Raw genomic sequence first — 26,446 nt, forward strand, 5'->3', positions numbered from 1 at the left:
CGCGGCCCCGCGCCGCGGAGACCCTTCGGGGCGGCGCGGCCCGGTGCCGCGCCGCCCTGCGGAGCGCGATCAGAGCACCTTGGCCAGGAAGGTCTGCGTCCGCTCGTGCTGCGGGTTCGCGATGATCTCGCGCGGGTTGCCCGCCTCGACCACCACGCCGCCGTCCATGAAGACCAGCGTATCCCCGACCTCGCGGGCGAAACCGATCTCGTGCGTGACGACCACCATGGTCATGCCCTCCCGGGCCAGGTCCTGCATGACGTCGAGGACCTCACCGACCAGCTCCGGGTCCAGCGCGCTCGTGGGCTCGTCGAAGAGCATGAGCTTCGGACGCATGGCCAGCGCCCGCGCGATCGCGACCCGCTGCTGCTGGCCGCCGGAGAGCTGGTTCGGGTACGAGTCGGCCTTGTCGGCCAGCCCGACGCGGTCGATCAGCGCCAGCGCCCGCTGCCGCACCTCGGACCGGGACTCACGGCGCACGCGCAGCGGCGCCTCCATGACGTTCTCCAGCACCGTCATGTGCGGGAACAGGTTGAACCGCTGGAACACCATGCCGATGTTCCGGCGCTGGACCGCCACCTCCCGGTCGCGCATCTCGTACACCTTGCCGCCGTGCTCGCGGTACCCGACGAGCTCACCGTCGACCCAGATCTGGCCGGCGTCGAGCCGCTCCAGGTGGTTGATGCAGCGCAGGAACGTCGACTTGCCCGAGCCGGAGGGGCCGATCACGCAGCAGACCTCGCCCGGCCGGACCTCCAGGTCGATGCCCTTGAGCACCTCGAGGCGGCCGAAGGACTTGTGGACGTTCTCCGCCCGCACCATCGCTTCGCTCATACCGTGGTCACCCGGCCTCCCGTCTCCGCGCCCAGGTCACGAAGGCGCGCGCGGGCCTTCTGGCTGCGGTTGTACCCCCTGGAGAAGTACCGCTCGATGTAGTGCTGGGCCACGAGCAGCACGCTGGTGAGCAGGATGTACCAGCCGCAGGCCGCGACCAGCATCGGGAACACCACAAAGGTCCGGTGGCCGACCGCCTGCAGCTGGAAGAACAGCTCACCGGTCACCGGGACGTACGCCACCAGCGCGGTGTCCTTGAGCATGGCGATCGTCTCGTTGCCCGTCGGCGGGACGATGAGCCGCATCGCCTGCGGCAGCACGATGCGTCGCAGCACCTGCCCACGGGTCATGCCCAGTGCCTCGGCGGCCTCGGCCTGGCCGGGGTCGACGGACTGGATGCCGGCCCGCACGATCTCCGCCATGTACGCCGCCTCGGACAGCGCCAGGGCGAGCAGGCCGGCGACGAAGCCGGACAGGAAGGTCCGGGCGTCCAACCCGAAGATACGCACGCGCAGGTCGTCGATGCCGAAGAGCCGGCCGATCTGCGTGTCGAACGGCAGGCCGAATTCCAGCCGTTCCCACAGGATGCCCAGGTTGCCGAAGAGCACGGCGAGAACCAGCCGGGGCATGGCCCGGAAGATCCACGTGTACGTCCACGCCACCCCGCGCAGCACCGGGTTCGGTGACAGGCGCATCATCGCGATGAGTACGCCGAGGACCACGCCGATGACCATCGAGAAGATGGTCAGCAGGATCGTGCCGCGCAGCCCGTCGATGATCGGCGGCCGGAACGCGTTGTCGACGATGAACGCCCACTGGAAGTGATCGTTGGTGACCAGCAGGTGGACGAACATCGCCGCGAGCACGGCAAGGACGGCGATGAGGACCCAGCGCCAGGGGTGCCGGACCGGCACCGCCTTGATGGGTTCGGGCGGTGCCGGCGCCGGGACGGAATCGGGTGCCATCCGCGCGGGGTTACGGGTTGATCGCCGGGTCGGTGTTCAGCGCACCCGCGTCGACGCCCCACTTGGCGAGAATGGTCTTGTACGTGCCGTCGGCCATGAGCGCCTTGACCCCATCGCGGATCGCCTCGGCGAGGGCCTGCTGGTCGCTCTTGACGACGTAGCCGTACGGCGCCGAGTCGTAGATCTTGCCGACGAGGTCCAGCTGGCCGCTGGTCTGCTTCACCGCGTACGCGCACACCGGCGAGTCGGCGAGCATCGCGTCGTCCTTGCCGCTGATGACCGCCGCGGTGGCGTCGCTCTGCGCCTGGTACGAGTCGACCTTGATCTCCGGCTTGCCGGCGTCCTTGCACTTCTGCTGCCGGACGGGCAGGTCGTCGGTCTCCTGCACGGTCCCGGTCTGCACCGCGACCTTCTTGCCGCAGGCGTCGTCCGGGTTGATGCTGGAGCCCTTCTTGGCCGCCCACTGCGTTCCGGCGGAGAAGTAGCTCACCATCAGCGCCTGCTTCTTGCGCTCGTCGTTGATGGTGAACGAGGAGACACCCACCTCGTACTTGCCGGACTGCACACCGGGGATGACGTCGTCGAACTTGGCCGACTGGAACTCCGCCTTCAGCCCGAGCTTGCCGGCGACGGCGCTGAACAGGTCCACGTCGAAGCCGACGACGGTCTTGCCGTCGGCGTCGAGGAACTCGCTCGGGGCGTAGGTCGAGTCGGTACCGACGATGAGCTTGCCGTCGGCCTTGATGGCCGCGGGCACCTTGTCGGCGAGCGCCGTGTCGGAGGAAACGCTGGCCGCCGCGGACCCGCCGGCGCCGGGCGTGCTGGACTCGTCCTTCTTCTCGCCGCAGGCGGCCATGGAGAGCACGAGGGCGGCGGCACCGGCGAGGCCGACGGCCGCGCGGCGCCGGGAGGGTGTCAGAAACATCCGGAGATGCCTACTTTCTTCTCTATCGATGTCAGGCGACACCGAGGTACGCCTCAGCGACGGCGGGATCATGGAGCAGATCGGTGCCGGCACCGGTCTTGACGATCCGGCCGGTCTCGAGCACGTACGCGCGGTGGGCATGGGACAGCGCCTGCTGCGCGTTCTGCTCGACGAGCAGGATGGTGGTGCCCTGCTGGTTGATCTCGGTAATGATCGAGAAGATCTGCTGGATGAGCATCGGCGCGAGGCCCATCGACGGCTCGTCGAGCAGCAGCAGCTTCGGCCGGGTCATCAGCGCCCGGCCGACCGCGACCATCTGCTGCTCGCCGCCGGAGAGCGTGCCGCCGGGCTGCTTGATGCGCTCCAGCAGCCGGGGGAACAGGTTCAGCACCCGCTCCATGTCCGCCCGGATGCCGGCCGCGTCGCGGCGCGTATACGCGCCCATCTCCAGGTTCTCGCGGACCGTCATGCCCGGGAAGAGGCCCCGGCCCTCGGGCGACTGGCCGATGCCCCGGACGACCCGCAGGTCGGAGCGCAACCGGCTGATGTCCTCGCCGTTGAAACGGATCGTCCCGCCGCGGATCGGCCGGAGCCCCGAGATGGCCCGCATGGTGGTGGTCTTGCCGGCGCCGTTGGCGCCGATGAGGGCGACGACCTCGCCCTCGTCGACGGTCAGGCTGATGCCGTGCAGCGCCTGGATTCGGCCGTACATCAGGCTGACGTTGTCCAGCTCAAGCAGCATCTGCCGGCACCCCCAGGTAGGCCGCGACCACGGCCGGGTCGTCACGGACCTCGGCCGGGGTGCCTTCGGCGATCTTCTTGCCGAACTCGAGCACCACGATCCGGTCGGTGACGCCCATGACCAAGCGCATGTCGTGTTCGATGAGCAGCACGGTCACGCCCCGTGCCCGGATCGCGCGGATCAGCGCGAGCAGTTCGACCTTCTCCGCCGGGGTGAATCCGGCGGCCGGCTCGTCGAGGCAGAGCAGGGTCGGCTCGGTGGCGAGCGCCCGGGCGATCTCCAGCCGCCGCTGCGCACCGTAGGGAAGGTTCCGGGCGAGGTCGCCGGCCCGCTCGGCGATGCCGACGAACTCCAGCAGCGCCATGGACTTCGCCTGCCCTTCGCGCTCCTCGCGCCAGTGCCGCGGCAGCCGGAACAGCGCGCTGAACACGCTGGTCTTGTGCCTGGAGTCGGCACCGACCATGACGTTCTCCAGCGCGGTCATCTCCGGGAAGAGCCGCACGTTCTGGAACGTGCGCGCGATGCCCATCCGGGTGATCTCGTGCTTCTTGCGCCCGGTGACCGTCTCGCCGGCGAACCGAATCCGGCCCGAGGTGGGACGGAAGACGCCCGTCATCGCGTTGAAGCAGGTCGTCTTGCCGGCGCCGTTCGGCCCGATCAGCCCGAAGATCTCGCCCTTACGCAGGGTGAACGAGACGTCGTTGAGCGCGACGACACCGCCGAAGCGCAGCGTCACCTGGTCGACCTCGAGCAGCGGCTCGCCGTCGGGGACGTCGTCGCCGCGCTTGCCCGAGTTGAACGGCCGCTCGTGGAACTGCAGCGGCGCCGCGCCCGGGTGTTCGCCGGTCGGCACCGGCGAGTCGATCGGGGTCTCCGCTCCGGCGGCGGTGTGCTCCTCCCACTGGGTCTCGCTCACGCCTGCACCTCCTTCGCCCGGTCCTCGAACTCCGCGGCACGCCGACGGCTGGGGATCAGCCCCTGCGGCCGGAAGATCATGATCAGCATGATCAGCAGGCCGAAGATCAGGAAGCGGTACTGGAAGGCGTCCTTGCCGAACACCTCGACGTTGCGCAGCCGGTCCGGGATGTAGGAGATGAGCACGCCGCCGAGGATGGCGCCGGCGATGTTGCCCGAGCCGCCCATGACCACGCCGGCCAGCACCAGGATCGAGAACAGCAACTGGAAGGTCGAGGAGTTCACGAAGCCCTGCTCGCCGGCGAACAGCACGCCGCCGAAGCCACCGATGGAGGCGCCGATGGCGAAGGCCCAGAGCTTGAACTTGACGGTCCGCACCCCCATCACCTCGGCGGCCTCCTCGTCCTCGCGGATGGCGAGCCAGGAGCGACCGACCCGGCTGCGTTCGAGATTCCGCGCGCCGATGATCACGAGGATGATGAGTGTGACGCCGAGCCAGAAGTACGGCGTGGCGTCGACGATCCCGAAGATGGGCTTGCCGTCGGCGCCCTTGCCCGGCGGGTGCGGCAGCCCGGTGAAGCCCCGGTCTCCCCGGAGGAACTCGGTGCTGTCCGCGGAGATGCGGATGATCTCGGCGAAACCGAGCGTGACGATGGCCAGGTAGTCCCCGCGAAGCCGCAGGGTCGGCCAGCCCAGGATCAGGCCGCTGATGAGCGACAGCGCGATCGCGACCGGCACCGCGGCCAGCCAGGGCCATTTGGTGTGCACCTGACTGTCGGGCGAGGTCAGCACCGCCACGGTGAGCGCACCGACGGCGAAGAAGCCGACGTAGCCCAGGTCGAGCAGGCCGGCGAAGCCGACGACCACGTTGAGGCCCAGTGCGAGCAGCACGTAGTACGACATGTTGAACAGGGCACTGGACCAGTCGATGCCGGCCGTGACGATCTGCGGCCCGATGATCGGAACCTGGTTGATGTACGGCAGCAGATAGGCCAGTGCTGCGACGACGGCGAGCACCGCCCACCTGGCCGGCCGGGGCAGGTTCGCGTACCACCCGTGCAGCGACAGGCGCCGGGCCCGCTTGGTCCGTTCGGTTGTCTCGCTCATGCTCGCGCCCTCCCCAACGACTCACCGAGCAGGCCGGTCGGGCGCAGCAGCAGGATCAGGACGAGGGCGACGAACGCCACGGCGTCGTGCCACTGCGTGCCGAAGAACCCGGCCCCGTAGTTCTCGACCAGACCCAGTACCAGGCCGCCGAGCAGCGCGCCGCGCAGGTTGCCGATGCCGCCGAGCACTGCGGCGGTGAACGCCTTGATGCCGAGGTAGAAGCCGGAGTCGAAGCGGGTGGTACCGATCTTCATCAGGTACATCACCGCGGCGACGCCGGCCATCAGCCCGCCGAGCAGGAAAACCAGCGCGAAGACCCGGTCCTTGTTCACGCCCATGAGCGCGGCGCTGTCCGGGTTCTGCGCGACCGCACGGACGCCGCGGCCCAGCCGGGTGCGGTTGATGAACATGTCGAGCAGGACCATCATCACCAGCGCCGTGACGATCAGGATCAGCTGCACGTTGGTCAGCGAGGTGTTGCCGATCCTGATCAGGTCGTGCGGTTGCACGAAGATCGGACTGCTGCGCACGCTACGATTGCTCAGGACGCCGACGAGCTCGGACAGCACGGTCGAGGCCCCGATCGCGGTGATCAGGAAGACCAGCGGCGGTGCGTTCTTGCGCCGCAGGCGGCGGTAGGCGGTGCGCTCGACCAGGACGGCCGTGCCGCCCGATGCGATCACCGCGGCCAGCAGGCCCAGCAGCAGATACAGCACGATCGAGCCGACGCCGTTGATGTGGGAGTTCTGGTCCAGGCCGAGCGCGCTCCAGGTCAGCACCGCGCCGAAGGTGCCGACCATGAAGACCTCGGAGTGCGCGAAGTTGATCAGGCGCAGTACGCCGTAGACCAGGGTGTAGCCGAGCGCGAACAGGGCATAGATGGCGCCCTGGGCCAGCCCGGTGGTGGTCAGCTGTCCGAAGTCCCGGAACAGGCTGCTGAAATGTTCGGAGAGGTAATGCAAGTACGACTCCCGGCTGGAAACGGTCGGTGCGGCCGGAAAGCGATTCCGGCCGCACCGGTCGATCGACGTCGTGCGTTTGAAAAACGTGCTCAGCCGATCAGGTCAGCTCTTGGGCGCCTCGACGTCCGGGACGACCTCACCCTTGGTGACCTTGAAGGCCCAGACGATGATCTGCGCCGGGTCCAGCTCGCCCTTGTCCGTGAACTTGTAGGTGTTCGCGATGCCCTTGTAGTTCACGGTGCTCAGGTACGTGTTGAGTTTCTCCGCCGTGGTGTTGCCGGCGTCGATGCCCTGCAGGAAGATGTTCGCCGCGTCGTAGGCCACGTCGCTGTAGGTGCCGGCGTCGACGTTCCACTTCGCCTTGTAGTCGGCGACGAAGGTGCCGCCGGCCTTGGACGCCGGGGCGCACGGGCAGGTCAGGATCGAGCCCTCGGCGGCGTCGTTACCGGCGGCCTTGATGTAGCCGGGGTCGTTGACGCCGTCGCCGGCGACCAGGACACCCTTCCAGCCGGCACCGGTGAGCTGCTTGCGCAGCAGACCGGCGTTCTGGTAGTAGCCGCCGTAGAACAGCGCTTCGGCGCCGCTCGACGTGACCTTGGTGACGGTCGAGGAGAAGTCGGTCTGCTTGCCGTCCGCCTGCACCTTGTCGGTGCCGACGACCGCGCTGCCGAGTACCGTCTTGACCTGGTCGGCGAGGCCGGCGCCGTAGGCGGACTGGTCGTCGACGACGAAGACCTTGGTCGCCTTCAGGGTCGACTTGATGTAGTTGCCCGCGGCCGGGCCCTGCGCGCTGTCGCTGGCGACCGCGCGGTGGAAGATCTTCCAGCCGTTGGCCGACAGCGACGTGCGGGTCGCCGACGGGGTGATCAGGGGGATGCCGGCCTCGTTGAAGATCGGGTCGGCGACCTCGGACTCACCGGAGAACGGCGGGCCGATGATGCCGACGATCTTCTTGTCCTGGATCAGCTGCCGGGCGAGTCCGGGCGCGACGTCCGGGCTGCCCTGCGAGTCGAACTTCTTCAGGGTGACCTGGCAGTCCTTGTGCTTCTCGTTGTACTGAATGACCGCGAGCTCAGCGCCCTGCTCGATGTTCACACCGAGGTTCGCCGACGAGCCGGTCAGCGCGCCGAAGTACGCAAGCTCGAGGCCGCACTTGTCGCCCCCGCCCGATGAGCTGCTGTCGTCCTTGCTCGTGCTGTTGCACCCAGCCGCTCCGGCGAGCAAGGCCGTAGCGGCGGCGATGCCACCTACGACGCGTACCAGTCGTTGCCTCAAGGCTTCGAACCCTCCTCCATCGAAGACCTCGCGCTCGTTCCCGCGGGTGAGCGGGACCACGCGGCGCAAGGGCCAAACCGTTGTCTGCGGCCTGCGGGCGGGACGTTATCCCACGTTCGGTCCGCGCGGTAGATTCTTCGATATGGGGTTTACCCGACCGTTACCCAGTGCGTAAGGCCTGGGTCGCGTCGATGTTCTTCGCCTAATTCTTCGCCCGGGCGCTGGTCAACGCGTCGGACCGCTACATTTCCGCCGTGACCGAACCGTTACCTCCGGCGGTCTCCGCGATGATCCGGTCGGCCACTTCCCGCATTGTCATGCGGTGATCCATCGCCGTGCGCTGGATCCATTTGAAGGCCTGCGGCTCGTTCATGGCATAGGTCGCCATGAGCTGGCCCTTGGCCCGCTCGACCACCTTGCGGGTCTCCAGCCGCTCGGTCAGCGTGGCCACCTCGGACTCGAGCACCGACAGCTCGGCGTAGCGTGAGACGGCGATCTCGACCGCCGGCACCAGGTCGCTCTTCTGGAAGGGCTTGACCAGGTAGGCCATCGCCCCAGCGGCCCGGGCCCGCTCCACGAGGTCGCGCTGGCTGAACGCGGTGAGGATGACGACCGGCGCGATCCGCCCGCCGGCGATCTTCTCGGCCGCCGCGAGCCCGTCCATGATTGGCATCTTGATGTCGAGAATGACGAGGTCGGGCTTGAGCTCCTCGGCCAGGCGCACGGCCGTCTCGCCGTCGCCGGCCTCACCGACGACGTCGTAGCCCTCCTCCACGAGCATCTCCCGCAGGTCGAGGCGGATGAGCGCCTCATCTTCCGCGATGAGCACCCGGCGGCTCTGTGCCTCGGCCACTAGCCTCTCCCGATCCGATCCGATCCGACGCGTCCGACGGCGGTTACCGTCGCGATCAGAGTAGTGGGTACCCTAGTGCGGCGTACTCGTCCCGGTATCCCAATCGGCAGAGGAACGGAGCTCAAACCTCCGACAGTGTGGGTTCGAATCCCACCCGGGGCACCAAACCAGACAGCCAAGCGGAAACTTCCGCATCTTCACACACGCCGAGTGATCCGCGTCACTCCACCAAGTGCAAGGAGCCGTGACGCCCTCGGCGGCTGCCAGCGGGCGCAACGCCGTGGAGGATGCGGCGGGGCGGCCCTACGCTCGGCGGCGACCTGGGAGGTCGCCTTGGGCATTGCCCGCGCATCTTGATGCGGGCTGCAGGAGACGCGGCGCGGCCGGGCAAGGATCCTCAGCATCGGCAACGAGCACCTCGCCGAGGAGGCCGACACCGCGGTCGCGCTCATCGCCGGCAAGTTCGAGGGGTTGCCGGCCCAGACCGCGCAGGTGGCCACCCTGCTGGTCCGCCCCGGCGGCGTGGTCCGGTCGGTGCTGGTCGTCCGACCTGACCGCGAGCTCGGCGGCGAGGCTGCGCAAGCGCGTCCGTCCCTCGGGCCCGGCGACGCCGCCCTCACCGGCCCCGTGGCGGACCGGGCGTCAGTCCGGGTCCGGGTCGGGGTCGGCGTCCAGTTGGACCGGGGCGGTTCCCGCGGTCAGCAGGTCCAGGGCCGCCCCCGTCACCACCTGGGCCGGCTGGCGATCGCGGCCGGCGATCGCGGCCAGGCGGGCCACCGGCAGCCGGTCCGGCTCGATCGCGGCGGCGAAGACCACGTTGCCGAAGCGTCGGCCGCGCAGGAGATCCGGGCGGACGATCAGGCACACGTCCGCGAACGCGGTGCGCAGGGTCGCGGCCTGGCCGCGGGAGAAGGCCAGCGGCGCCAGGTCGGCGACGTTGAGGGCGTACACCCCGCGGGGGGCCAGCAGCCGGGCCACTCCCGCGGCGAAGACGGTGTCGGAGACGCTCTCGGGCATCTGGGCCGCGTCGTAGACGTCGCCGATGATCAGGTCGTACGCGGCCGCTGGGAGCTCGAGGACCGTCTCGCGGGCATCGCCGAATCGCAGGGTGATGTCCGCGCCGGCCGGCAGGGGCAGGATGCGCTGGACGAACGCGGCCAGGCGGCGGTCGCGCTCCACGACCAGCTGGGTCGAGCCGGGGCGGGTGGCGGCGACGTAGCGCGGCATGGTGAACGCGCCGCCGCCGAGGTGCAGCACCCGCAGCGGGGCCCCGGCCGGGAACGCCGTGTCGACGACCGAGCCGACGCGGCGGGTGTACTCGAAGTACAGGTGGGTGGGGTCGAGCGTGTCGACGTACGACTGCTGAACCTCCTCCACGAGCAGGGTCCAGCCGCCCTTGCGCCGCGGGTCTCGCACCAGGCGGGCCGCGCCGAAGTCGCAGGCTTCGCCGATGCCGTCGATGATCTCGCGCCAGCTTCCCATCGCGGCACAACCTACCCCGCACGCCAGCTTCCCATTGCGGCACAACCCACCCCGAAGTGGCGAAACCCTCAGATCCCGGCCGCCGGGGCCGAATCGCTGGACATGGAGGGCGGCACCACCATCATCCGTACCATCGACGACGTCGTCGACACGCGTGCGGTCACCACCGTGTTCCAGCCGATCGTCCGGCTCGACCCGTGGAACCACCGCCGGCACGAGGTGGTCGGCTACGAGGCCCTCACCCGCGGACCGCTCGGCACGCCGTGGGAGGAGCCGCTGCCGCTGTTGCGGGCGGCCGCCGAACGCGGGCGCCTCGCCGAGCTCGACTGGGTGTGCCGGGCCTCGGCATACCGGGCCGCGCTGGACGCCGGGCTGCCGTACGGGCTGACGCTCTTCGTCAACGCCGAGCCCGTCGCGCTCGGGGTGACGTGCCCGCCGGACCTCGCCCCGACGATCCTCGACGCGCAGCTGCGGCTGCGGGTGGTGGTCGAGATGACCGAGCGGGCCATCGGCGACGACCCGGCGGCGCTGCTCACCGCGGCCGAGGCGTGCCGCGGCTCCGGCTGGGGCGTGGCGCTGGACGACGTGGGCGCCGAGCCCGCCTCGCTGTCGGTCATGCCGTTCGTACACCCCGACGTGATCAAGCTCGACCGGCACCTGGCCCAGCAGCCCGACGGCGGGTACGCGGCCCGGGTGGTCAACGCCGTCGTCGCCTACGCCGAGCGGGCCGGGGCCGCGGTGCTGGCCGAGGGCGTCGAGAACCGCGAGCACCTCGCCGCCGCGCTGGGATTGGGCGCCACGCTCGGGCAGGGGTGGCTGTTCGGCCGGCCCGGGCCGCTGCCGGACGACGTGGCGGCGCGGCGCTGCTCGCTCGGGGTGCCGTTCGTCGAGGCGCCGGCGCCGGCCGGTGGGCGCACGCCGTACGAGATCGTGGCGGCGCGGCGGCCGACGACCGAGGCGACCAAGCGGATGCTGCTGCCGCTGAGCCACTGCCTGGAGACGAAGGCGCGGGACCCGGCGGAGCCGCCGATGCTGCTCGCCTCGTTCCAGGAGGGGCGGCACTGCACACCGGCGACGCTGCGGCGGTACACCGAGATCGCCCGGGAGGCCGCCATGGTCGTGGTGCTGGGCACGGAGTTGCCGAGCGCACCGGCGCCGGGCGTGCGCGGCATCGCCTTCGCCGGCGACGACGCGCTGCGCGGCGAGTGGAACGTCATCGTGGTCGGCCCGCACTTCGCGGGCGCCCTCGTCGCCCGGGACCTGGCCGACACCGGACCGGACGCCGAGCGCCGCTTCACCTACGCGCTGACCTACGACCGTGGCCTGGTGCTGGATGCGGCCCGTGCGCTGCTGCAGTGGATTGTGCCAACATAGGCGCGTTCAAGCCGGTCATCGACGCGTGCGCGGCCGGCCACACGCGGATGTGACGCTCAAGTTTTAAGCCAGCTTTAGGCCGGTTGCGACTTCGTGACGGCGGGTGCCATGCTCCCAGCCATGTCCGAGGCCGGTCGGCGGGCCCGCGCCGCTCTGCCCGCGGCCGCCCTGCTGGTCCTCGCGACCGGGGCGGCGCTGGGCGTGTCCACCCTGCTCGGGTTCGCGCCGCTGCCGCCGGCCTGGCGTCTCGCACTGACGCTGCTCGTCGCGCTGCTGCTGGCGCTGGCCGCCGCCGACCAGGTCCGCGCCGCGCTGACCGGCTGGCAGGGAGCAGCCGCCGCCGAGTGGGGCGTGCACCGCCGTCCCCGCCGCGACCTGGTCACCGGCGAGGTCCGGCAGCGGCGCGAGCTGGACCGCTCGGGCGAGTTCACCGGCGAGGCCCGCCGACCGCGGCGCCCCTCCTGGGTGCGGCTGGTCGTCACGGTCGCGGCCGCGCTGGCGCTGGCAGTGCTGTTGTGGGTACCCGAGCTGCCCGTGCACGCGCCGGCGCTGAAGGTGACGTCGTTCTTCTTCGGGTACGCCGCCTACGCGCTGCCGGTCCTGCCCCTGCTGCTGGCCTGGCCGCTGCCCCGCCTGCCCCGCGAGCCCTGGCCGTGGCAGATCCTCGTGGTGCCGGTCGCCGACCGGCGCCTGTGGCGCGGCCCCGAGCTCGCCACGCTCGGCGCCGCCACGCTGGCGTTCCTGCGCGAGCGGGTGCTGACCCGGGCCACCGGCGTCGTCGTGGCCGCGCTCGGCCTGCTGCACCTGGTGCGCGGCAACCCCGACGTGCTCGACGGCGGCGCGGCCCGGGCCGGCGGCCTCTTCGGCTTCCTCATCGCCGAGCCACTGCGCCTGGCCCTGGCCGACGGCGGGGCGATCGCGCTGCTCGGCGGCGTGCTCGCCGGGGCCGCCGCCGTCACCGCCGCCTCGGCCGGGCGGGCCTGGGGCACCGTCACCGGCTACGCGGCCCTCGCCGTCGCCGTCGCCGTGCCGCTCGGCGCGGTCGGGGCCGGACACTGGTGGGGCTTCGAGTACTACCTGCGCACCGACAACGGGCACGTCGTGGTCGTCGCCGGCCTGTCGCCGACGCACCGGCAGGCCGTACACGACACGAAGCTGACCGTCGAGGGCCTCTCGCCGTCGCTGCGCCAACTCTTCGCCGACGGTCTGCCGGTCGCCGACTACGCCGACGGCGACCGGATCGCCAACGTCCTGGCCAGCCCCGCGACCGCGGCCGCCGACAGCTTCGCCGGCGAGCAGTTCGACCTCAAGACCGGCGAGTGCTTCGATTGGATCGGCGGATCGTCGCAGCTGCGCTACGTCGCCCAGTGCAACGCCGCCCACGTCGGCGAGGTCACCTTCGTCGGGCACCTGCCCTTCACCGTCGACCCGGGCGCGAAGGCGGTGACGGCGGCCTCGCGGGCGATGTGCGAGCAGTCGTACGGCGACTACCTGGGCGTGCCGTTCGGCCAGTCCTTCCTGCCGCTGGAGACCCCGCTGCTGCCGCCCGGCCTCGACAAGGCCTGGCACGCCAAGCCGGTGATCGCCTGCTGGCTCGGCTCCGTCGGCCCCTGGCCGCTGAAGGGCACCCGGACCGTGGCGGCCCTGCAGCAGAAGACCGCCTGGGGCCCGGCCGGCGGCTGCAAGGTCGAGGTGCCCGACGCGCTACGCATCACGGCGGAGCAGCCCAACGTACGATGCCTGGCGCCCGGCCCCGAGCAGCGCCTGAGCGTGCCCGGCGCCGGCTTCAACATCGACCTGGAGTTCGCCGCGATCGGCAAGTCAGCCGGCGGCGCACGCATCGGTGCCGGCTGCTTCGACGGCGCGAACCTGGGCAACGGGTACAGTTTCGAGGTCAACGCCGACGGAGTCATCGAAATCTACAAGCACGGCGGCGACCAGCACCCCAAGCTGGCCACGTCCGCCAAGCCCAAGAACGCCGGCCCACCGACCACGGCCTCGACTCCGCTCCAGGTAACCTGCAAGCCGACCGCGGACGGCGGAATCGAGCTGACGGCATTCTCCACCGGCAACCGCAAGGCAACCTTCGTGGACAAGGACAACCCGTTCACGTCACTGAGCCCCCGCCTGGTCCTGACCAACGCAGCAACCAGCGGCATGGTGATGACCACAATGATCTTCAGCGCCACCCGCCTCTGACCGCTGAAGTCCGCCGAGCCAGAGCCCCCTCCCGAAAAGTCGGCCGTCTCAACGACTTCGCACACGACAAACTCGACCGCTTCGGCTTGCAACTTGGAGCTCGACGACCAGGCGCCCTGCATGCGCTTGCCCACCCACCGGTGCGCCCGCGTCGCGCCAGTTCACACCGCGCAGCACAGCCTGGACTCGCATCGCGGCCGGTGACGCCCCGTGGCCGGCTCGGCAACCAGGGCAACAGCGGAACCTCGACTCCGCCCGGTGACGACACCACGGTCACGTCGGCGGCGACCGTGCTCTCGCTCGACCCCGACCACCCGAGGCGGTGAGCCCGGGGAGCGACCGACCCGGCGTCGGCCATGATGATCTCGTCGAGCCGCGCGCCCAGCGGCCGCCTCCAGGCCGTCCGATGGTCCAAGGCGACGGCCGGCAAGATCGGGTGCGCGGATGACAAGGTGGACGCGGCCCAGGAGAAGCACATGACGGCCGGGCCGCAGCGGGGCTCAACGGTGGCGAGGGACGCGCCCATGCGGCGGCGGGCCCACCGGTAGCGGGTGCCGGGGAGGACCCCGGTGGCACGGCATCGCCGGAACCACTCGGCCGTCGCTGCGGTGCTGACACAACGTCGCCGCAACGGCTTGGCCGGTGCGGCGAAGGTGACGCCACGGATCGACAGCACGCCGACTGGACAGGCCGGGAACGCGGCGACTGGACCGGCCGAGGGCGAGATGACTGGACGGGCCCGGAGCGAGGTGACGTCGGTGCGGGCTGGGAACGCGACGACGGCGAAGGCCTTGGCGAACGCTCTGGCGAAGGTGCACGAGCCACCGGCGGCGACGGTGGCCTCGACGGCCGGGCCCGAGATATCGGCGGCGGGAACGGCTGCGACGGTGCTGCGGCAAGGCCGCGCGGGCGAGACGGTCCGGGCAGGGCGGGCGCGGACGAATCGGAGCGAGGGTTGGGCTGGGCGGCGGGACAGCCGGAGTCGCACTGGGCCGGCGGACGGCCCGGGTTGGTCTGGGTCGGCGGACGGCGGGGAATGGGCTGGCTTTCCGGACGGCGGGGGTCTGGCTGAGTCACCGGACAGCCGGCGTCGGACTTCGTCACCGGACCACGGGAGCCTGACTGAGCCACCGGACCGCCGGAGTCGGGCTGGGCTGACAGACAGCCCGAGTCGGAGCGAACCGACAGACGGCGGGCGTCCGACTGCCTCACCGGACCACAGGAGCCCGACTGACCCACCAGACCGCCGAAATCGGGCTGCGCCGGCGGACGGCCCGGGTTGGCCTGAGTCGTCAAAGAACGACGGCGGGCGGCTCGGGCGTCCTGTTCGGCCCAATAGGCGGTGATCTCGGCGGTGCGGGCCTCGGCATCCAGACGGGCCAGACGCTCGGCATGGCGCGCCTCCAAACCACGACGGCGAGCCTCAGCGAACTCGGCCCGGACCGAACGACGACGAGCCACACGACCGCGGTGCTCAGCCAGCATCGCATCCAAGCGGCTACGCCACTCCGAGTCGGCGGTCGCGGTCAGCACCTCGCTCATGAAAACAACTTAGAACAAGGGTACGACAAAACCCGGCGACCAGGGAAAACAGCGGCCCGACCGACACCAAGGGCCCACAACACGATCTCGATCGGATTTAGGCGAAAGTCCGATTTGTCGTCGGCTTGGTCACGGATCGCGCGACGGGCGGGTGGGGATCGCGCTGTCAGGGGGCGGCTGGGAACCAGACGCGGGCGTGCAGGCCGGTCGGGGTGTTCGGCAGTAGATCGAAGTGGCCGCCCGAGGCGTCGACCAGGACTGCGACGATCGGCAGGCCCAGGCCGCTGCCGTCGACGTTCTGGGCGTCGGGGGCTCGCCAGAAGCGTTCCGTGGCCATCTCGCGCTGCTCCTCGGTCAGGCCGGGGCCGTTGTCGATCACGTGGAGGGCGACGCCGTTGTCGTCGGCGCTGGGGCGTACGGTCACTGTGGTGCCGGGGCCGGAGAACTTCACCGCGTTGTCGATCAGGGCGTCCAGGGCCTGGTCGATCGCGTTGCCCACGGCGCGGGCGCGCAGGGGCCGGGCCGGGCGCACGTAGCGCAGGGTGATGTCCTTCTTCGCCGCCACCGGCTGCCAGGCCAGCACCCGGGCCCAGGCGGTCTCGCCGGCGTCGAACTCGGTGAGGTCGTGCTTGCCCCGCTCGGCCCGCGCCAGGGCGAGCAGGCTGTCGAGCACCTCGCCGAGGCGCTCGGCCTCCTCCAGGGCCAGCCGGTGGCCCTCGACCGCCTGCGGGTCGGCGGGATCGACGCCGATGTCCTCCACGCGCAGGCGCAGCGCGGTGAGCGGGTTGCGCAGCTGGTGGCTCGCGTGGGACACGAATGCGCGCTGCCGCTCCAGGGAGTCGGCGACCGTGGCGGCCATCTCGTTGAAGGCGGTGCCAAGACGGCGCAGCTCCGGCGGGCCGTCGGCGGCGGGGACCCGGGCGGCGTAGTCGCCGGCGGCGAGCTCGTGGGCGGCCGCGTCGAGCTCGGCGACCGGGCGCAGCGTCCAGCGCGCCAGGGACCAGGCGGCCACGATGCCGGCGAAGAGGACCACGAGACCGCCGCCGGCCAGGACGCTCCAGGCCGTGCCGACGCCGTTGGCGTTGCGGCGGGTCGGCGAGACGATGACGACCGCGCCGATCACCTCGCCGTTGCGGCCGACCGGGACGGCGACCACGAGCGGGTCGGTGCGCCACGGCCAGATCGTGCCGTCGTCGCTGGCCTCCCGGCCCTCCAGCGCCCGGCGGGCCTGGCGCAGCACGGCCTCGTCGGCCAGGCGCAGGCCGGGCCGGGAGCTGAGCACCTGGTGGGCGTCCTGGTCGACGAGGACGGCGCCGACGCCGTACACGTCGTCGTAGCGGGTCAGCTCGGCGGCCAGCTCGCCGGTGTCGGAGTCGCGCAGGGCGGGCTCGGCGAGCGTGGCGAAGCGCGTCGCGTCGGCGAGCCGGTCCGCCACCAGCCGCTGGGTGTCGCGGCCGGCGATGGTCATCGCCAGCGGGACCTCGAGGGCGGCCAGCACGAGCAGCAGCAGCACGAGATAGACCGTGCCGAGCCGGACCCTCACGGCGCGAGCCGGTAGCCGACGCCGCGGACGGTCTGCACGAGGCCGGTCACGTCGAGCTTCGCGCGCAGCGACCCGACGTGCACGTCGAGCGTGTGCCGGCCCACGAAGCTCGTCTGCCACACGGCGAGGATCAGCCGGTCGTACGACACGACGACGCCGGGCGTGCGCGCCAGCACCGTGAGGATCTCGAACTCCTTGCGGGTCAGCGAGATCTCGCGCCCGCCGGCCACGACCCGCCGCGCCGCCACGTCGATGGTGACCGGTCCGGCGCTGAGCACCTCGCTGGGGATCGGCGCGGCCCGGGCGGCCCGGCGCAGGACGGCCTCGATGCGGGCGTTGAGCTCGGCCATCGAGTAGGGCTTGACGACGTAGTCGTCGGCGCCGGTCTGCAGACCGATCACCCGGTCGCGCTCCTCGGCCCGCGCGGTGACCGCGATGATGGCGACCGATTCGTCCTTACGCCGCAGGGTGCGACACACCTCAATGCCGTCGCCGTCCGGGAGATTGAGATCGAGCAGTACGAGATCGAACTGCTCGCTCGCGAACGTTCCCAGCGCCCCCTCGGCGGTCGGGCAATGCACGACCTCGTGGCCGCGCCGGCGCAGGGCCGTGGCCAGGGCAGCCGCCACCCGCGCATCGTCTTCCACCAACATCACCCGCATGGTGCGCCCATGGTACGGGAGGGGCACCTTCAAGAGTTCCTCAAGGAACGGCGGCGGCAGTTCCCGGGGCGGGGCGGCGATTGCCACGGTAATGCGGTGGACATCGTGTCGAGCGGCGAGCGCTATCGGGCCTCGACCGTCGCCGCGTTCGAGGCGGCCGTGCTGGTGCGATGTACGGGGGTGTGTGGAGGAGGAGGCCGTGCCCGGGCGCTGGGAGGCTCCCGGGCGCGTGTCTCATCGTCGCCGGCTGGCGTCCTGGCGGAGTTCAACCGCGGGGTGGCCGCCGAGCGCCTGGCGGAGCTGCTGAACGCGGCCGGCTACAGCGCGAGCGTGCACCGGTACACCGCCGGCAACCGGCACCGGTACGAGATCTTCCGCGTCTTCTCCGACGAGGGCGCCGCCGCCTTCCTGGACCGCGCCTGGGCGCAGGGCTACGGCGACCTGTGCGTCGCCGTGACCGAGCCGCGCTCGACCCGCCAGGTGCGCCACTCCCGCCGGCTGGCCGAGGCCGCGTGGCGGGGCGTGCTCATGGTCTCGGGGCCGGCCCGCAACGGCTCGCCGGGGCTGCGCGTCGCGGACCTGGCCACGGCGACGGTCCTGGTCCGCGCGGGCCGGATGATGGCGCTGCCGGTGCGGATAAGCACTCGTCCGGGCGGCCAGCTGCTGCTGGTCATGCCGGCCACCTCCGCGGCCTAGTCGCTGTTTATGCCCCGTCAGGGGAAAAATCCGAAAAGTCGCGGCGCGCAGCGCCCGACTTTTCGGCTCGGGTCACGCCTTCTGCGCGCGGTAGTAGCGGATCGCGCCGGAGTGCAGCGGCAGGGGCGGGGTCGAGATGGCGGAGCGGATGTTGAGCCGGGCCGCCGCCTGGTGGGCCTTCGCGAGATCGTCGCGGCCCTCGAAGAGCAGGCGCGTCACGCCGTACGCCAGCGGATCGCTCATCGTCGCGCGCACCACGAGGTAGTTGGCGATGCCGATCGCCACGGTCGGCTGGATGCCCGTGTAGGTCGAGGCCGGCACGACCCGCTCGGCGTAGTAGTCGCCGTAGCGGGCGCGCAGCTTCGGGACCGGATCGGCGAGGTTGAGCAGCCTGATCGGGAACTGCCTGGCCAGCTCGGCGATGGCCGAGACCGGCAGGCCGCCGGAGAAGAAGAAGCCGTCGATCGCGCCGGTGCGCAGGGCCTTCACCGAGTCGTCCAGGCCCAGCTGGACGCGCTCGACGGTGACCTCGGACAGGGTCAGCACGCGGTCGGCGGTGACCGCGGTACCTGAGCCCTGGGCGCCGACGGAGACGCGGTGGTTCTGCAGCTGCTTCAGGCCGCTGATGGGGCCGTTCGCGGAGACCACGACGTGGATGTGGTCGTCGTAGAGCCGGGCCAGGGCGGCGAGCTGCCGCGGGTGGGCCTTCTCGTTGTCGGCGGCGATGTCGGCCTGGGTGAAGGCCACGTCGGCGGTGTCGTTGAGCAGGTAGTCGACGTTGATCTGCGAGGCGGCCGTGGAAAGGACGCTGGCGTGGACGTTGGGCAGGTACTTCTTGGCGAGCTCGGCGATCGCGGAGCCGTAGCGGTAGTAGACGGCCCCGGGGCTGCCGGTGGCGATGCGCAGCGTGGCGGTGGCCTCCTCGCCGCCGGACTCGCAGGCGGCCAGCGCGGGCGCGGCGGCGACGAACGGGGCCGCCGCGGCCAGTGTCAGCAGGGGCCGGCGCCTCACGCGGCCAGGCCCAGCAGGGGGCCCAGGGCCGCGATGGTCTCGGCGGACCCGCGGTGGTGCAGGGTCGTCATGCCCATGGCCCGGGCCGGCTTGAGGTTGCCGGGCAGGTCATCGACGTAGACACACTCCGCCGGCACCAGCCCCACCGCCTCGGCGCCGAGCGCGTAGATCTCGGGGCTGGGCTTGCGCACCCCGACCTCGCCGGAGATGACGACCCCGTCGAAGAGCTCGGCGAGCAGGACGCGGTCGTACCGATCGACGCCCCACGAATTGGAGATGAGCCCGGTGCGGATGCCGGCCGCGCGGGCGGCCCGCACGAAGCCGAGCATCGCCGCGTCGTCGCCGGCGTCGCCCATCAGCCGCTCGATGAGGCCCTCGGCGGCGACGCCCGGCCCGAGCAGGGCGGCGAACCCGGCCTCGAACCCGGCGTCGGGCAGGGTGCCGTCCTCCAGGCCCGCGAGCAGCTCGCGGGCCCGCGGGTCGGTCCGGAACAGCTCGCGGACGGTCCCGGCCGGCAGCCCCTCCCGCGCGCAGAACGCGTCGAACGACGCGAACACGTCGGTGGTGAGCACGCCGCCCCAGTCCACCAGCAAGCCCCGGTGCGCAGTCATACCCCGAGGGTAGTCACCCGCGGGCCGTCTCATCGACCAGGGCGAGCACCACCTCCCGGTGCGAGGCCGCCCGGCGCTGCCGGGTCGCCGAGGTGCCCCGCCCGCGCAGGCCGTCGAGCAGCTCCAGCGCGGTGTCCCACTCCCCGCGCGCCTCCAGCGCCGGGCGTACGTGCGACAGCAGCGCGTCGATGCGAACGCCGGCCGGCACCGCGCTGCGGGTGGCCGGGTCGACGAGGTGGCCGCTGAGCCCCGAGCGGGCCGCCCGCCAGGTCGCCGCGCGGAGCAGGACCTGCGGCGCCTCCGGCAGCGCCCGCCCGGCGGCGTCCTCCTCGGCGGCGACCGTGACCAGGCCGCGGGCGAGCGCGGCGAGCAGGACCACGTCGTCGATGTTCGGGCAGGAGTCGGCGACGCGGACCTCGACGGTCGGGTAGCGCGCCGAGGGGCGGGCGTCGAAGTACACCATCCCGGCGTCGCTGATCACGCCGCTGTCCACGAGGGTGGCGACGACCCGCTCGTACTGCGCGGCCGAGTCCAGGTCCGGCGGCGGCCCGACGGTCGGCCAGCGCGAGCTGACGACGGTGCGGTAGGAGGCGTACCCGGTGTCGAGGCCGGCGAAGTACGGCGAGGAGACGCTCAGCGCCAGCAGCGTCGGCAGCCACTCGCGGATCCGGCGGGTGATGCGCACCGCCAGGTCCTTGTCCGCCACCCCGACCTGCACCTGGCACGCGGCGACCTGCTGCTCGTCGACGAGCTGCCGGTACTCCTGGGCCATGCGCTCGTAGCGCTCGTCGGGGTACACCCGGCTGGGCGTGCTCCCGGAGCCGGGCACGGTCCCGGCCGCCACGATCGCGAGCCCGAGGCGCCCCGAGGCCGCCACGAGCGCCCGGCGCTTGTCCACCAGATCGGCCCGCAGCGCCGTCAGCTCGGTCCGCACGGCACTGGCGGTCTCGACCATCGAGCGGTGCAGCTCCGGCTCGGCGTCGACACCTCGCAGCACCCGCCGCGCGGCCGGCTTCAGCTCGCCGGTCTCGGCGTCGACGACGTGGAACTCCTCCTCCACGCCGATGGTGTCCCCGACGCTCACCACCGCTGGTGCACCGGATCGCGCACGAGCTCGTCGTAGACCTCGGCCACCGCCGCGTGCGTCTGCGATGTCAGCGACGGCAGCGTGGCCGCCTCGGCGTTGCCGCGAGCCTGCTCGCCGTTGCGCGCCCCGGGGATGACCACGCTGACGGCCGGGTGGTCGATGATCCAGCGCAGCGCGAACTGCGTCATGGTCATGCCCCCGGGCTTGAGCGCCGCCAGGCGCCGCACGGCCCGCAGCCCGACCTTGTAGTCGACCCCGGAGAAGGTCTCACCCTGGTCGAAGGCTTCACCCTTGCGGTTGTACGTCCGGTGGTCGTCGGCGGCGAAGGTGGTCCGCTCGTCGTAGCGCCCCGACAGCAGCCCGCTGGCCAGCGGGACCCGGGCGATGATGGCGACCCCGGCCTTCTCGGCCGCCGGCAGCACCTCGTCGAGCGGCTTGAGCCGCAGCATGTTGAAGATGATCTGGACGCTGGCCACGTTGGGCCGGGCGATCGCGGCGAGGGCCTCCGCGGTGGTCTCGACGCTCACGCCGTACGCCTTCATGCGCCCTTCGCCGACCATCCCGTCGAGCGCGTCGAAGACGGCGTCGGAGGCGTAGACGGGGGTCGGCGGGCAGTGCAGCTGCACCAGGTCGAGGGTGTCGACGCCAAGGTTCTCGCGGGAGCGGTCGTTCCAGGCGCGGAAGTTGTCGAGGTTGTACCGCTCGGGCTCCTGCGGCACCCGGCGCCCCATCTTCGTCGCCACCGTGACCTTGCGGCCTTCCGGCAGCGAGCGGGTGAACTGCCCGACGATGCGCTCGCTGCGCCCGTCGCCGTAGACGTCCGCGGTGTCGATGAACGTCACGCCGGCCTCGTGGGCGGCGGTCAGCGTCGCCAGCGCCTCGTCCTCGTCGACGCGGCCCCAGTCGGCGCCGAGCTGCCATGCGCCGAGCCCGACGACACCGACGGGGACGCCGGTGCGCCCCAGAATCCTCTCCTGCATGGAGTCCACCCTAAGGCGCACCGGATCGTCGTGCCGGTCTAGAACACCGGCGTTGCTTTGCGTACGCCGCCGGAGCGCCGGTAGTTGTTCAGGCGCGTGATGCGCTGCCCCACCGGCTTGCTGATGTCGATGTCGTACTCGACGCCCGAGATCGTGTCGTAGTTGTAGTCCGGCACGGACGGGTCGCTGATCGTCGCCGGGTCGACCGGGGCGAGTACTTCGCCGAGTACTCCAGGTAGGCCCGCACCTCGGCGCCGCTCAGCACGACGGCCTCGAGGGTGTTGTCATAGATGTACAGGCCGGCGACGTCCTTGATCCTCACCTGGGCGCCGGTGGCGGTGTTGGTGACGAACCGCTGCGGGATGTCGTTGTGGGCGTGGCCGAACAGGATCGCGTCGATGCCCGGCACCTGGGCGGCGATGAGCGCCGACGGGTTCTCGTTCGGGCCCCGCCGTGCGCCGAGATCAGCACGATGTCCGCCCCGCGGCGGCGCATCTGCGGCACGTACTTCGCGGCCGTGGCCACCATGTCCTCGAAGCGCAGCTTGCCCTCGACATTGGCCCGGTCCCAGATGGCGACGCCGGGGTTGGTGAGGCCGAGGATGCCGACGCGCAGGTCATGGTGCTCAGGACGCCTCGTGGGCGTCCCGAGCATCGTAACGGCCGATCAATCCTTCGATGCCCGCCAGATACGTGTCCCGATCGACGCGCCCGGCCAGGACGCGCTGGATGACGTACCCCTGCACCAGCCCCACCACGACGGCGGCCACCGCCACCGGATCGGCCTCGGGCCCGAGCTGCCCGGCGTCGCGGGCCCGCGCGGCGAGTGCGGTGGCGCTGGCCCGGATCCGCCCGTAGATGCCCCCGACCAGTTCCGCGAACGCCGGGTCGTGCGCCGCCTCCCCCCACACCTGCACGGCGATGCGCACCGGCCCGTCCTCGGCGAGGTTGGCGTCGATCTGGGTGAGCAGCTCGCCGAACGCCTGGTGCAGCGGCGGGACCGGCTCCTGCACGAGCAGCTGGTCGAGGGTGGCGAGGATGCTGCCGACCTTCTCCTCGGCGATGGCGCGGATAAGCTCGGACTTGCTGGAGAAGTAGCGGTAGAACGCCCCGACCGAGAGCCCGGCCTCCTTGATCACGTCCTGCATGGACGTCTGGTGGAACCCGTTGCGGATGAAGCAGCGCGTGGCCGCCTCGACGATCTGCTCGCGGCGGGCGGCCAGGTGGGCTTCGGATACACGGGGCACGCCCCGATCTTAGAGCGAACGCTCGCTTTCTTTTCCCTCGCCGGTCCTTTTCCCCCGGGGTCGCGCGGGCTCCGGCGCGCCTCGCCACGGGGCGGCGCGACGCGGGTCAGGTCGGCGGTAGCGCGGCGAACTTGCGCTCCAGGCTGTCGACCAGCGCGTCCAGGCCCAGCTCGAAGGCCGAGTCGTCGACCTGGGCGTGGCGGCCGGCCAGGCGGTGGGCGTCGCGCAGGCGGGGGTAGTCGGCGGCGTACAGCTGCGGGTCGTCGACGAAGCCCAGGGCGAACGAGCCGAGGGCGGAGCCGGCCACGAAGTAGCGCATCGCCGCGCCGATCCGGGTCGCCTGCGCCGGCGGCCAGCCCGCGTCGACCAGCGCGCCGTAGACCGCGTCCGCCAGGCGCAGGGACGCCGGGCGGCGGGCCGGGCCGCGGGCCAGGAACGGCACGACGTTCGGGTGGGCGCGAAACGCCGCCCGGTAGGCGCGGGCCCACGCGCGCAGGGCGGCCGGCCACGGGTCGCGGCCGAGCATCGACAGGTCGACCTCCGCCACGATCGCGTCGCCGATGGCGTCGACGATCTCCTCCTTCGTGGCGAAGTGGTTGTACAGCGACGGCGCCTGCACCCCGAGCTCACGCGCCAGGCGCCGGGTCGAGAGCGCGTCGAGTCCCTCCGCGTCGACGATCGCGGTCGCGACCTCGACGATGCGGTCGCGGCTCAGCAGAGGCGTTCGGGGACGGGCCATGAGTACGATCCTAGAAACACGGGATCGTCCAGGGGCGCCTCCGCGCGGCGAGCAGTTCGGGCGGAAGATCGCCTCGTTCCAGCTCGTCCAGCAGCTCATCGCAAGTACCTGCGCGACGCGCGGGTCACTACGGTGTACGAGGGGACCAGCCAGATCCAGAAGCTCATCATCGGCCGCGCTCTCACCGGCGTGAGCGCGTTCGCGTAGGGGGCCAAGCCATCGTGATCGACGTCATCAATCCCGCCACCGAACAGGTCATCGGCACCGTCTCGCCCGGCGACGTCGCGGCCGCCGTCGCCGCGGCGCGCGCCGCCCAGCCCGGCTGGGCCGCCCTCCCCCGCGCCGAGCGCGCCGCCCGGCTGCGGGCACTGCACGAGGGCCTGAGCGCGGCCGCGCCCGAGCTCGCCGAGCTCATCAGCGCCGAGATGGGCGCGCCGCTGCCGATCGCGCGCAAGGTCCAGGTCGGGCTGCCGCTTTCGACCCTCGCCTCGATTATCGAGCTGCTGGAGAAGCCCGAGGAGCCCGAGCGGGTCGGCAACTCCGAGATCTACCGCGAGCCCGTCGGGGTCGTCGGCGCGATCACCCCCTGGAACTATCCGCTGCACCAGACGGTGGCGAAGGTCGCCCCGGCCCTCGCGGCCGGCAACACCGTCGTGCACAAGCCCAGCGAGGTCGCCCCGCTGTCGGCGGACCGCCTCGCCGAACTGGTCCGCGCGGCGGGGATCCCCGACGGGGTGTACAACGTCGTGCACGGCCACGGCGACCCGACCGGCGCGCAGCTGGCCGGGCACCCGGGCATCGACCTGGTCTCCTTCACCGGCTCCACGGTCGCCGGGCGCAAGGTCGCCGCCCTCGCCGCCGCCAATGTCACCCGGGTCGCGCTCGAGCTCGGCGGCAAGTCGGCCAACGTGATCCTGCCCGACGCCGACCTCGCCGCCGCGGTCAAGGTCGGGGTCGGCAACTGCCTGCTGAACTCCGGCCAGACGTGCACCGCCTGGACCCGCATGCTGGTGCCCGAGTCCCGCCACGACGAGGCCGTGGAGCTGGCGGTGGCGGCCGCGGCGAAGTACACCGTGGGCGACCCGTCCGCCCCGCAGACCCGCCTGGGCCCGCTCGCCTCGGCGGCTCAGCGCGACCGCGTCCTCGGCTACGTCCAGCGCGGCCTGGCCGACGGGGCGACGATGGCCTTCGGCGGCGGGGCGGTCCCGCCGGTGGGCTACTACGTGGCCCCCGTGATCTTCACCGGCGTCGACCCGGACGCGGCGATCGCCCAGGAGGAGATCTTCGGGCCTGTGCTGTCCATCATTCGGTACCACGATGAGGACGACGCCGTGCGGATCGCCAACGCCACGAAGTACGGCCTGGCCGGCGCGGTCTGGTCGGCGTCGCGGGAGCACGCGCTGGCGGTGGCGAGGCGGCTGCGCACCGGCCAGGTCGACATCAACGGCGGCGCGTTCAACCCGTCGGCGCCCTTCGGCGGCGTCGGCCATTCCGGGTACGGCCGCGAGCTGGGCAGGTACGGCTACGAGGAGTTCACGGCGGTGAAGGCGATCCAGCTCTGACCCGCACCCCCGCCCTGATGCAAGGAGTTCCGGCGATGACTCTCGCGGCGGTCATGCGTACCCTCGACGGCCCCCTGACGGTCGAGGAGATCGACCTCAACCCGACCGGCCCGGGCCAGGTCCGGGTCCGCCTGGCCGCGGCCGGCGTCTGCCACTCCGACCTCTCGCTGGCCAACGGCACCCTGCGCCAGCCGCTGCCGGCGGTCCTGGGCCACGAGGGCGCCGGCGTCGTGACCGAGGTCGGCGAGGGCGTGACGAGCGTGCGGCCCGGCGACCACGTGGTCCTGAACTGGTCCCCACCGTGCCGGGCATGCTGGTTCTGCGACCACGGCGAGCCGTACCTGTGCGCGCACGCCGACGACGCCCGGGCGGTCCCCTTCGCCACGTCCGCCGGCACCCCCGTCTACGCCGGCCTGGGCACCGGCGCCTTCGCGTCCGAAACGGTCGTCGGCGCCCACGCCTGCATCCCGGTCCCGCCCGACATCCCCCTGGCCGAGGCCGCACTGCTGGGCTGCGCGGTGCTGACGGGCGTGGGCGCGGTCACCAACGCGGCCCGGGTCCGCCCGGGCGAGACGGTGGCCGTGATCGGCCTGGGCGGCGTGGGCCTGGCCGCGATCCAGGGCGCCCGCATCGCCGGCGCCTCGGAGATCATCGCGGTCGACCCGTCCCCGGCCAAGGAACCCCTGGCCCGCTCCCTGGGCGCCACCCACTTCGTGCCCCCGCACGCCGGCCTGCCGAAGGAGATTCGCACCCTGACCGGCGGCCTGGGCGCCGACCACGCGATCGAGTGCGTGGGCCGCGGCGAGACGATCCGCGCGGCGTGGTCCTCAACCCGCCGCGGCGGCACGGCAACGGTCGTCGGCCTCGGCTCGGCCCAGGACCCGGTGACGTTCAACGCCCTCGAGGTCGCGTTCTTCGCCCGCAGGATTGTCGGCTGCATGTACGGCAACACCGACCCCGCGGTCGACGTGCCGATCCTGCTCGAACACTACCGCGCCGGCCGCCTGAACCTGGCCGCCCTGGTCACCGACGAGGTGGACCTGTCCGGCATCGGCGAGGCGTTCACCCGGATGCGCTCCGGCCAGGGCGCCCGCACCCTGGTCCGCTTCCAATCACCCGCCGCCTGAGCGGCTC

General features: G+C 71.9%; 25 protein-coding genes, 1 tRNA gene and 1 pseudogene. 8 read left to right on the forward strand and 19 right to left on the reverse strand.

The window, feature by feature from the left end:
- Positions 1 to 69 precede the first annotated feature (69 nt).
- The 9 genes from ACQPY0_RS46000 to ACQPY0_RS46040 all read right to left on the reverse strand — a co-directional run bounded on the left by ACQPY0_RS46000 (position 70) and on the right by ACQPY0_RS46040 (position 8,554).
- Complete coding sequence (locus ACQPY0_RS46000; RefSeq protein ID WP_432975804.1) at positions 70 to 834, reverse strand: amino acid ABC transporter ATP-binding protein; 765 nt, start codon at positions 832 to 834, stop codon at positions 70 to 72.
- Positions 831 to 1,799 (reverse strand): amino acid ABC transporter permease, encoded by a 969-nt coding sequence (locus ACQPY0_RS46005; RefSeq protein ID WP_432975807.1) that lies wholly within the window; start codon positions 1,797 to 1,799, stop codon positions 831 to 833. The genes ACQPY0_RS46000 and ACQPY0_RS46005 overlap by 4 nt, the downstream gene beginning before the upstream one ends.
- A 10-nt stretch (positions 1,800 to 1,809) precedes the next feature.
- Positions 1,810 to 2,724: an ABC transporter substrate-binding protein gene (locus ACQPY0_RS46010; RefSeq protein ID WP_432975810.1), complete on the reverse strand. Its 915-nt coding sequence runs from the start codon at positions 2,722 to 2,724 to the stop codon at positions 1,810 to 1,812.
- Between the two features lie 31 nt (positions 2,725 to 2,755).
- Complete coding sequence (locus ACQPY0_RS46015; RefSeq protein WP_432975813.1) at positions 2,756 to 3,466, reverse strand: ABC transporter ATP-binding protein; 711 nt, start codon at positions 3,464 to 3,466, stop codon at positions 2,756 to 2,758.
- Positions 3,456 to 4,286 (reverse strand): ABC transporter ATP-binding protein, encoded by an 831-nt coding sequence (locus ACQPY0_RS46020; protein ID WP_432995655.1) that lies wholly within the window; start codon positions 4,284 to 4,286, stop codon positions 3,456 to 3,458. The genes ACQPY0_RS46015 and ACQPY0_RS46020 overlap by 11 nt, the downstream gene beginning before the upstream one ends.
- Positions 4,287 to 4,378: 92 nt before the next feature.
- Positions 4,379 to 5,488, reverse strand: a complete 1,110-nt coding sequence (locus ACQPY0_RS46025) for a branched-chain amino acid ABC transporter permease (RefSeq protein ID WP_432975817.1) — start codon at positions 5,486 to 5,488, stop codon at positions 4,379 to 4,381.
- Positions 5,485 to 6,450, reverse strand: coding sequence for a branched-chain amino acid ABC transporter permease (locus ACQPY0_RS46030; RefSeq protein WP_432975820.1), 966 nt, complete (start codon positions 6,448 to 6,450; stop codon positions 5,485 to 5,487). Before ACQPY0_RS46030 ends, ACQPY0_RS46025 begins: the two co-directional genes overlap by 4 nt.
- A 102-nt stretch (positions 6,451 to 6,552) precedes the next feature.
- Positions 6,553 to 7,725 carry a branched-chain amino acid ABC transporter substrate-binding protein gene (locus ACQPY0_RS46035; protein WP_432975823.1) on the reverse strand — a complete coding sequence of 391 codons (1,173 nt, stop codon included), beginning with the start codon at positions 7,723 to 7,725 and terminating at the stop codon, positions 6,553 to 6,555.
- 241 nt (positions 7,726 to 7,966) lie between these two features.
- On the reverse strand, positions 7,967 to 8,554 hold the full coding sequence (locus ACQPY0_RS46040; protein WP_432995657.1) for an ANTAR domain-containing response regulator: 588 nt from the start codon (positions 8,552 to 8,554) through the stop codon (positions 7,967 to 7,969).
- 112 nt (positions 8,555 to 8,666) lie between these two features.
- On the opposite strand from ACQPY0_RS46040, the gene ACQPY0_RS46045 reads away from it, so the two are divergent.
- A tRNA-Leu gene (locus tag ACQPY0_RS46045) sits at positions 8,667 to 8,743 on the forward strand.
- 477 nt (positions 8,744 to 9,220) lie between these two features.
- On the opposite strand, the gene ACQPY0_RS46050 is transcribed toward ACQPY0_RS46045, so the two are convergent.
- Positions 9,221 to 10,060, reverse strand: a complete 840-nt coding sequence (locus tag ACQPY0_RS46050; protein WP_432975826.1) for a spermidine synthase — start codon at positions 10,058 to 10,060, stop codon at positions 9,221 to 9,223.
- 102 nt (positions 10,061 to 10,162) lie between these two features.
- Between ACQPY0_RS46050 and ACQPY0_RS46055 the strand changes: the two genes are divergently transcribed.
- The 3 genes from ACQPY0_RS46055 to ACQPY0_RS46065 all read left to right on the forward strand — a co-directional run bounded on the left by ACQPY0_RS46055 (position 10,163) and on the right by ACQPY0_RS46065 (position 13,959).
- Positions 10,163 to 11,434 carry a sensor domain-containing phosphodiesterase gene (locus tag ACQPY0_RS46055; protein WP_432975829.1) on the forward strand — a complete coding sequence of 424 codons (1,272 nt, stop codon included), beginning with the start codon at positions 10,163 to 10,165 and terminating at the stop codon, positions 11,432 to 11,434.
- A gap of 120 nt (positions 11,435 to 11,554) precedes the next feature.
- Complete coding sequence (locus ACQPY0_RS46060) at positions 11,555 to 13,633, forward strand: hypothetical protein (RefSeq protein WP_432975832.1); 2,079 nt, start codon at positions 11,555 to 11,557, stop codon at positions 13,631 to 13,633.
- Positions 13,634 to 13,833: 200 nt separating this feature from the next.
- Positions 13,834 to 13,959, forward strand: coding sequence for a hypothetical protein (locus tag ACQPY0_RS46065; RefSeq protein WP_432975835.1), 126 nt, complete (start codon positions 13,834 to 13,836; stop codon positions 13,957 to 13,959).
- Positions 13,960 to 15,341: 1,382 nt separating this feature from the next.
- Here the strand turns inward: ACQPY0_RS46065 and ACQPY0_RS46070 are convergent.
- On the reverse strand, positions 15,342 to 16,718 hold the full coding sequence (locus tag ACQPY0_RS46070; RefSeq protein WP_432975838.1) for an ATP-binding protein: 1,377 nt from the start codon (positions 16,716 to 16,718) through the stop codon (positions 15,342 to 15,344).
- The gene (locus tag ACQPY0_RS46075; RefSeq protein ID WP_432975841.1) at positions 16,715 to 17,380 is read right to left on the reverse strand and encodes a response regulator transcription factor; all 666 of its coding nucleotides are present in this window, start codon (positions 17,378 to 17,380) and stop codon (positions 16,715 to 16,717) included. Before ACQPY0_RS46075 ends, ACQPY0_RS46070 begins: the two co-directional genes overlap by 4 nt.
- 96 nt (positions 17,381 to 17,476) lie before the next feature.
- On the opposite strand from ACQPY0_RS46075, the gene ACQPY0_RS46080 reads away from it, so the two are divergent.
- Positions 17,477 to 18,076: a hypothetical protein gene (locus ACQPY0_RS46080; RefSeq protein ID WP_432975844.1), complete on the forward strand. Its 600-nt coding sequence runs from the start codon at positions 17,477 to 17,479 to the stop codon at positions 18,074 to 18,076.
- Between the two features lie 72 nt (positions 18,077 to 18,148).
- Here the strand turns inward: ACQPY0_RS46080 and ACQPY0_RS46085 are convergent, their stop codons facing one another.
- The 7 genes and pseudogenes from ACQPY0_RS46085 to ACQPY0_RS46115 form a co-directional block, all read right to left on the reverse strand.
- Positions 18,149 to 19,087: a TAXI family TRAP transporter solute-binding subunit gene (locus ACQPY0_RS46085; protein WP_432975847.1), complete on the reverse strand. Its 939-nt coding sequence runs from the start codon at positions 19,085 to 19,087 to the stop codon at positions 18,149 to 18,151.
- Complete coding sequence (locus ACQPY0_RS46090; protein ID WP_432975850.1) at positions 19,084 to 19,698, reverse strand: HAD family hydrolase; 615 nt, start codon at positions 19,696 to 19,698, stop codon at positions 19,084 to 19,086. Before ACQPY0_RS46090 ends, ACQPY0_RS46085 begins: the two co-directional genes overlap by 4 nt.
- Positions 19,699 to 19,711: 13 nt before the next feature.
- On the reverse strand, positions 19,712 to 20,782 hold the full coding sequence (locus ACQPY0_RS46095) for a carboxylate-amine ligase (RefSeq protein WP_432975853.1): 1,071 nt from the start codon (positions 20,780 to 20,782) through the stop codon (positions 19,712 to 19,714).
- A complete protein-coding gene (locus tag ACQPY0_RS46100) occupies positions 20,779 to 21,765 on the reverse strand; it encodes an aldo/keto reductase (protein ID WP_432975856.1) in 987 nt (328 codons plus the stop codon). Before ACQPY0_RS46100 ends, ACQPY0_RS46095 begins: the two co-directional genes overlap by 4 nt.
- A gap of 38 nt (positions 21,766 to 21,803) precedes the next feature.
- Positions 21,804 to 22,380, reverse strand: a pseudogene (locus tag ACQPY0_RS46105) (5'-nucleotidase C-terminal domain-containing protein); the annotation flags it as partial.
- A 10-nt stretch (positions 22,381 to 22,390) separates the two neighbouring features.
- The gene (locus ACQPY0_RS46110) at positions 22,391 to 23,011 is read right to left on the reverse strand and encodes a TetR/AcrR family transcriptional regulator (protein ID WP_432975859.1); all 621 of its coding nucleotides are present in this window, start codon (positions 23,009 to 23,011) and stop codon (positions 22,391 to 22,393) included.
- 106 nt (positions 23,012 to 23,117) lie between these two features.
- Positions 23,118 to 23,750 (reverse strand): TetR/AcrR family transcriptional regulator, encoded by a 633-nt coding sequence (locus ACQPY0_RS46115; RefSeq protein WP_432975862.1) that lies wholly within the window; start codon positions 23,748 to 23,750, stop codon positions 23,118 to 23,120.
- A gap of 132 nt (positions 23,751 to 23,882) precedes the next feature.
- Here ACQPY0_RS46115 and ACQPY0_RS46120 point away from each other — a divergent pair, with 132 nt between their 5' ends.
- The 3 genes from ACQPY0_RS46120 to ACQPY0_RS46130 are packed head-to-tail and all read left to right on the forward strand — an operon-like array spanning position 23,883 to position 26,439.
- Positions 23,883 to 23,957 carry a hypothetical protein gene (locus ACQPY0_RS46120; RefSeq protein WP_432995659.1) on the forward strand — a complete coding sequence of 25 codons (75 nt, stop codon included), beginning with the start codon at positions 23,883 to 23,885 and terminating at the stop codon, positions 23,955 to 23,957.
- A 14-nt stretch (positions 23,958 to 23,971) separates the two neighbouring features.
- On the forward strand, positions 23,972 to 25,312 hold the full coding sequence (locus ACQPY0_RS46125; protein WP_432975865.1) for an aldehyde dehydrogenase family protein: 1,341 nt from the start codon (positions 23,972 to 23,974) through the stop codon (positions 25,310 to 25,312).
- 35 nt (positions 25,313 to 25,347) lie between these two features.
- Positions 25,348 to 26,439 carry a Zn-dependent alcohol dehydrogenase gene (locus tag ACQPY0_RS46130; RefSeq protein WP_432975868.1) on the forward strand — a complete coding sequence of 364 codons (1,092 nt, stop codon included), beginning with the start codon at positions 25,348 to 25,350 and terminating at the stop codon, positions 26,437 to 26,439.
- Positions 26,440 to 26,446: the final 7 nt, after the last annotated feature.

Origin of the sequence: Dactylosporangium sp. CA-233914, from assembly GCF_050942935.1 — a bacterium.
Classification (GTDB): Bacteria; Actinomycetota; Actinomycetes; order Mycobacteriales; family Micromonosporaceae; genus Dactylosporangium.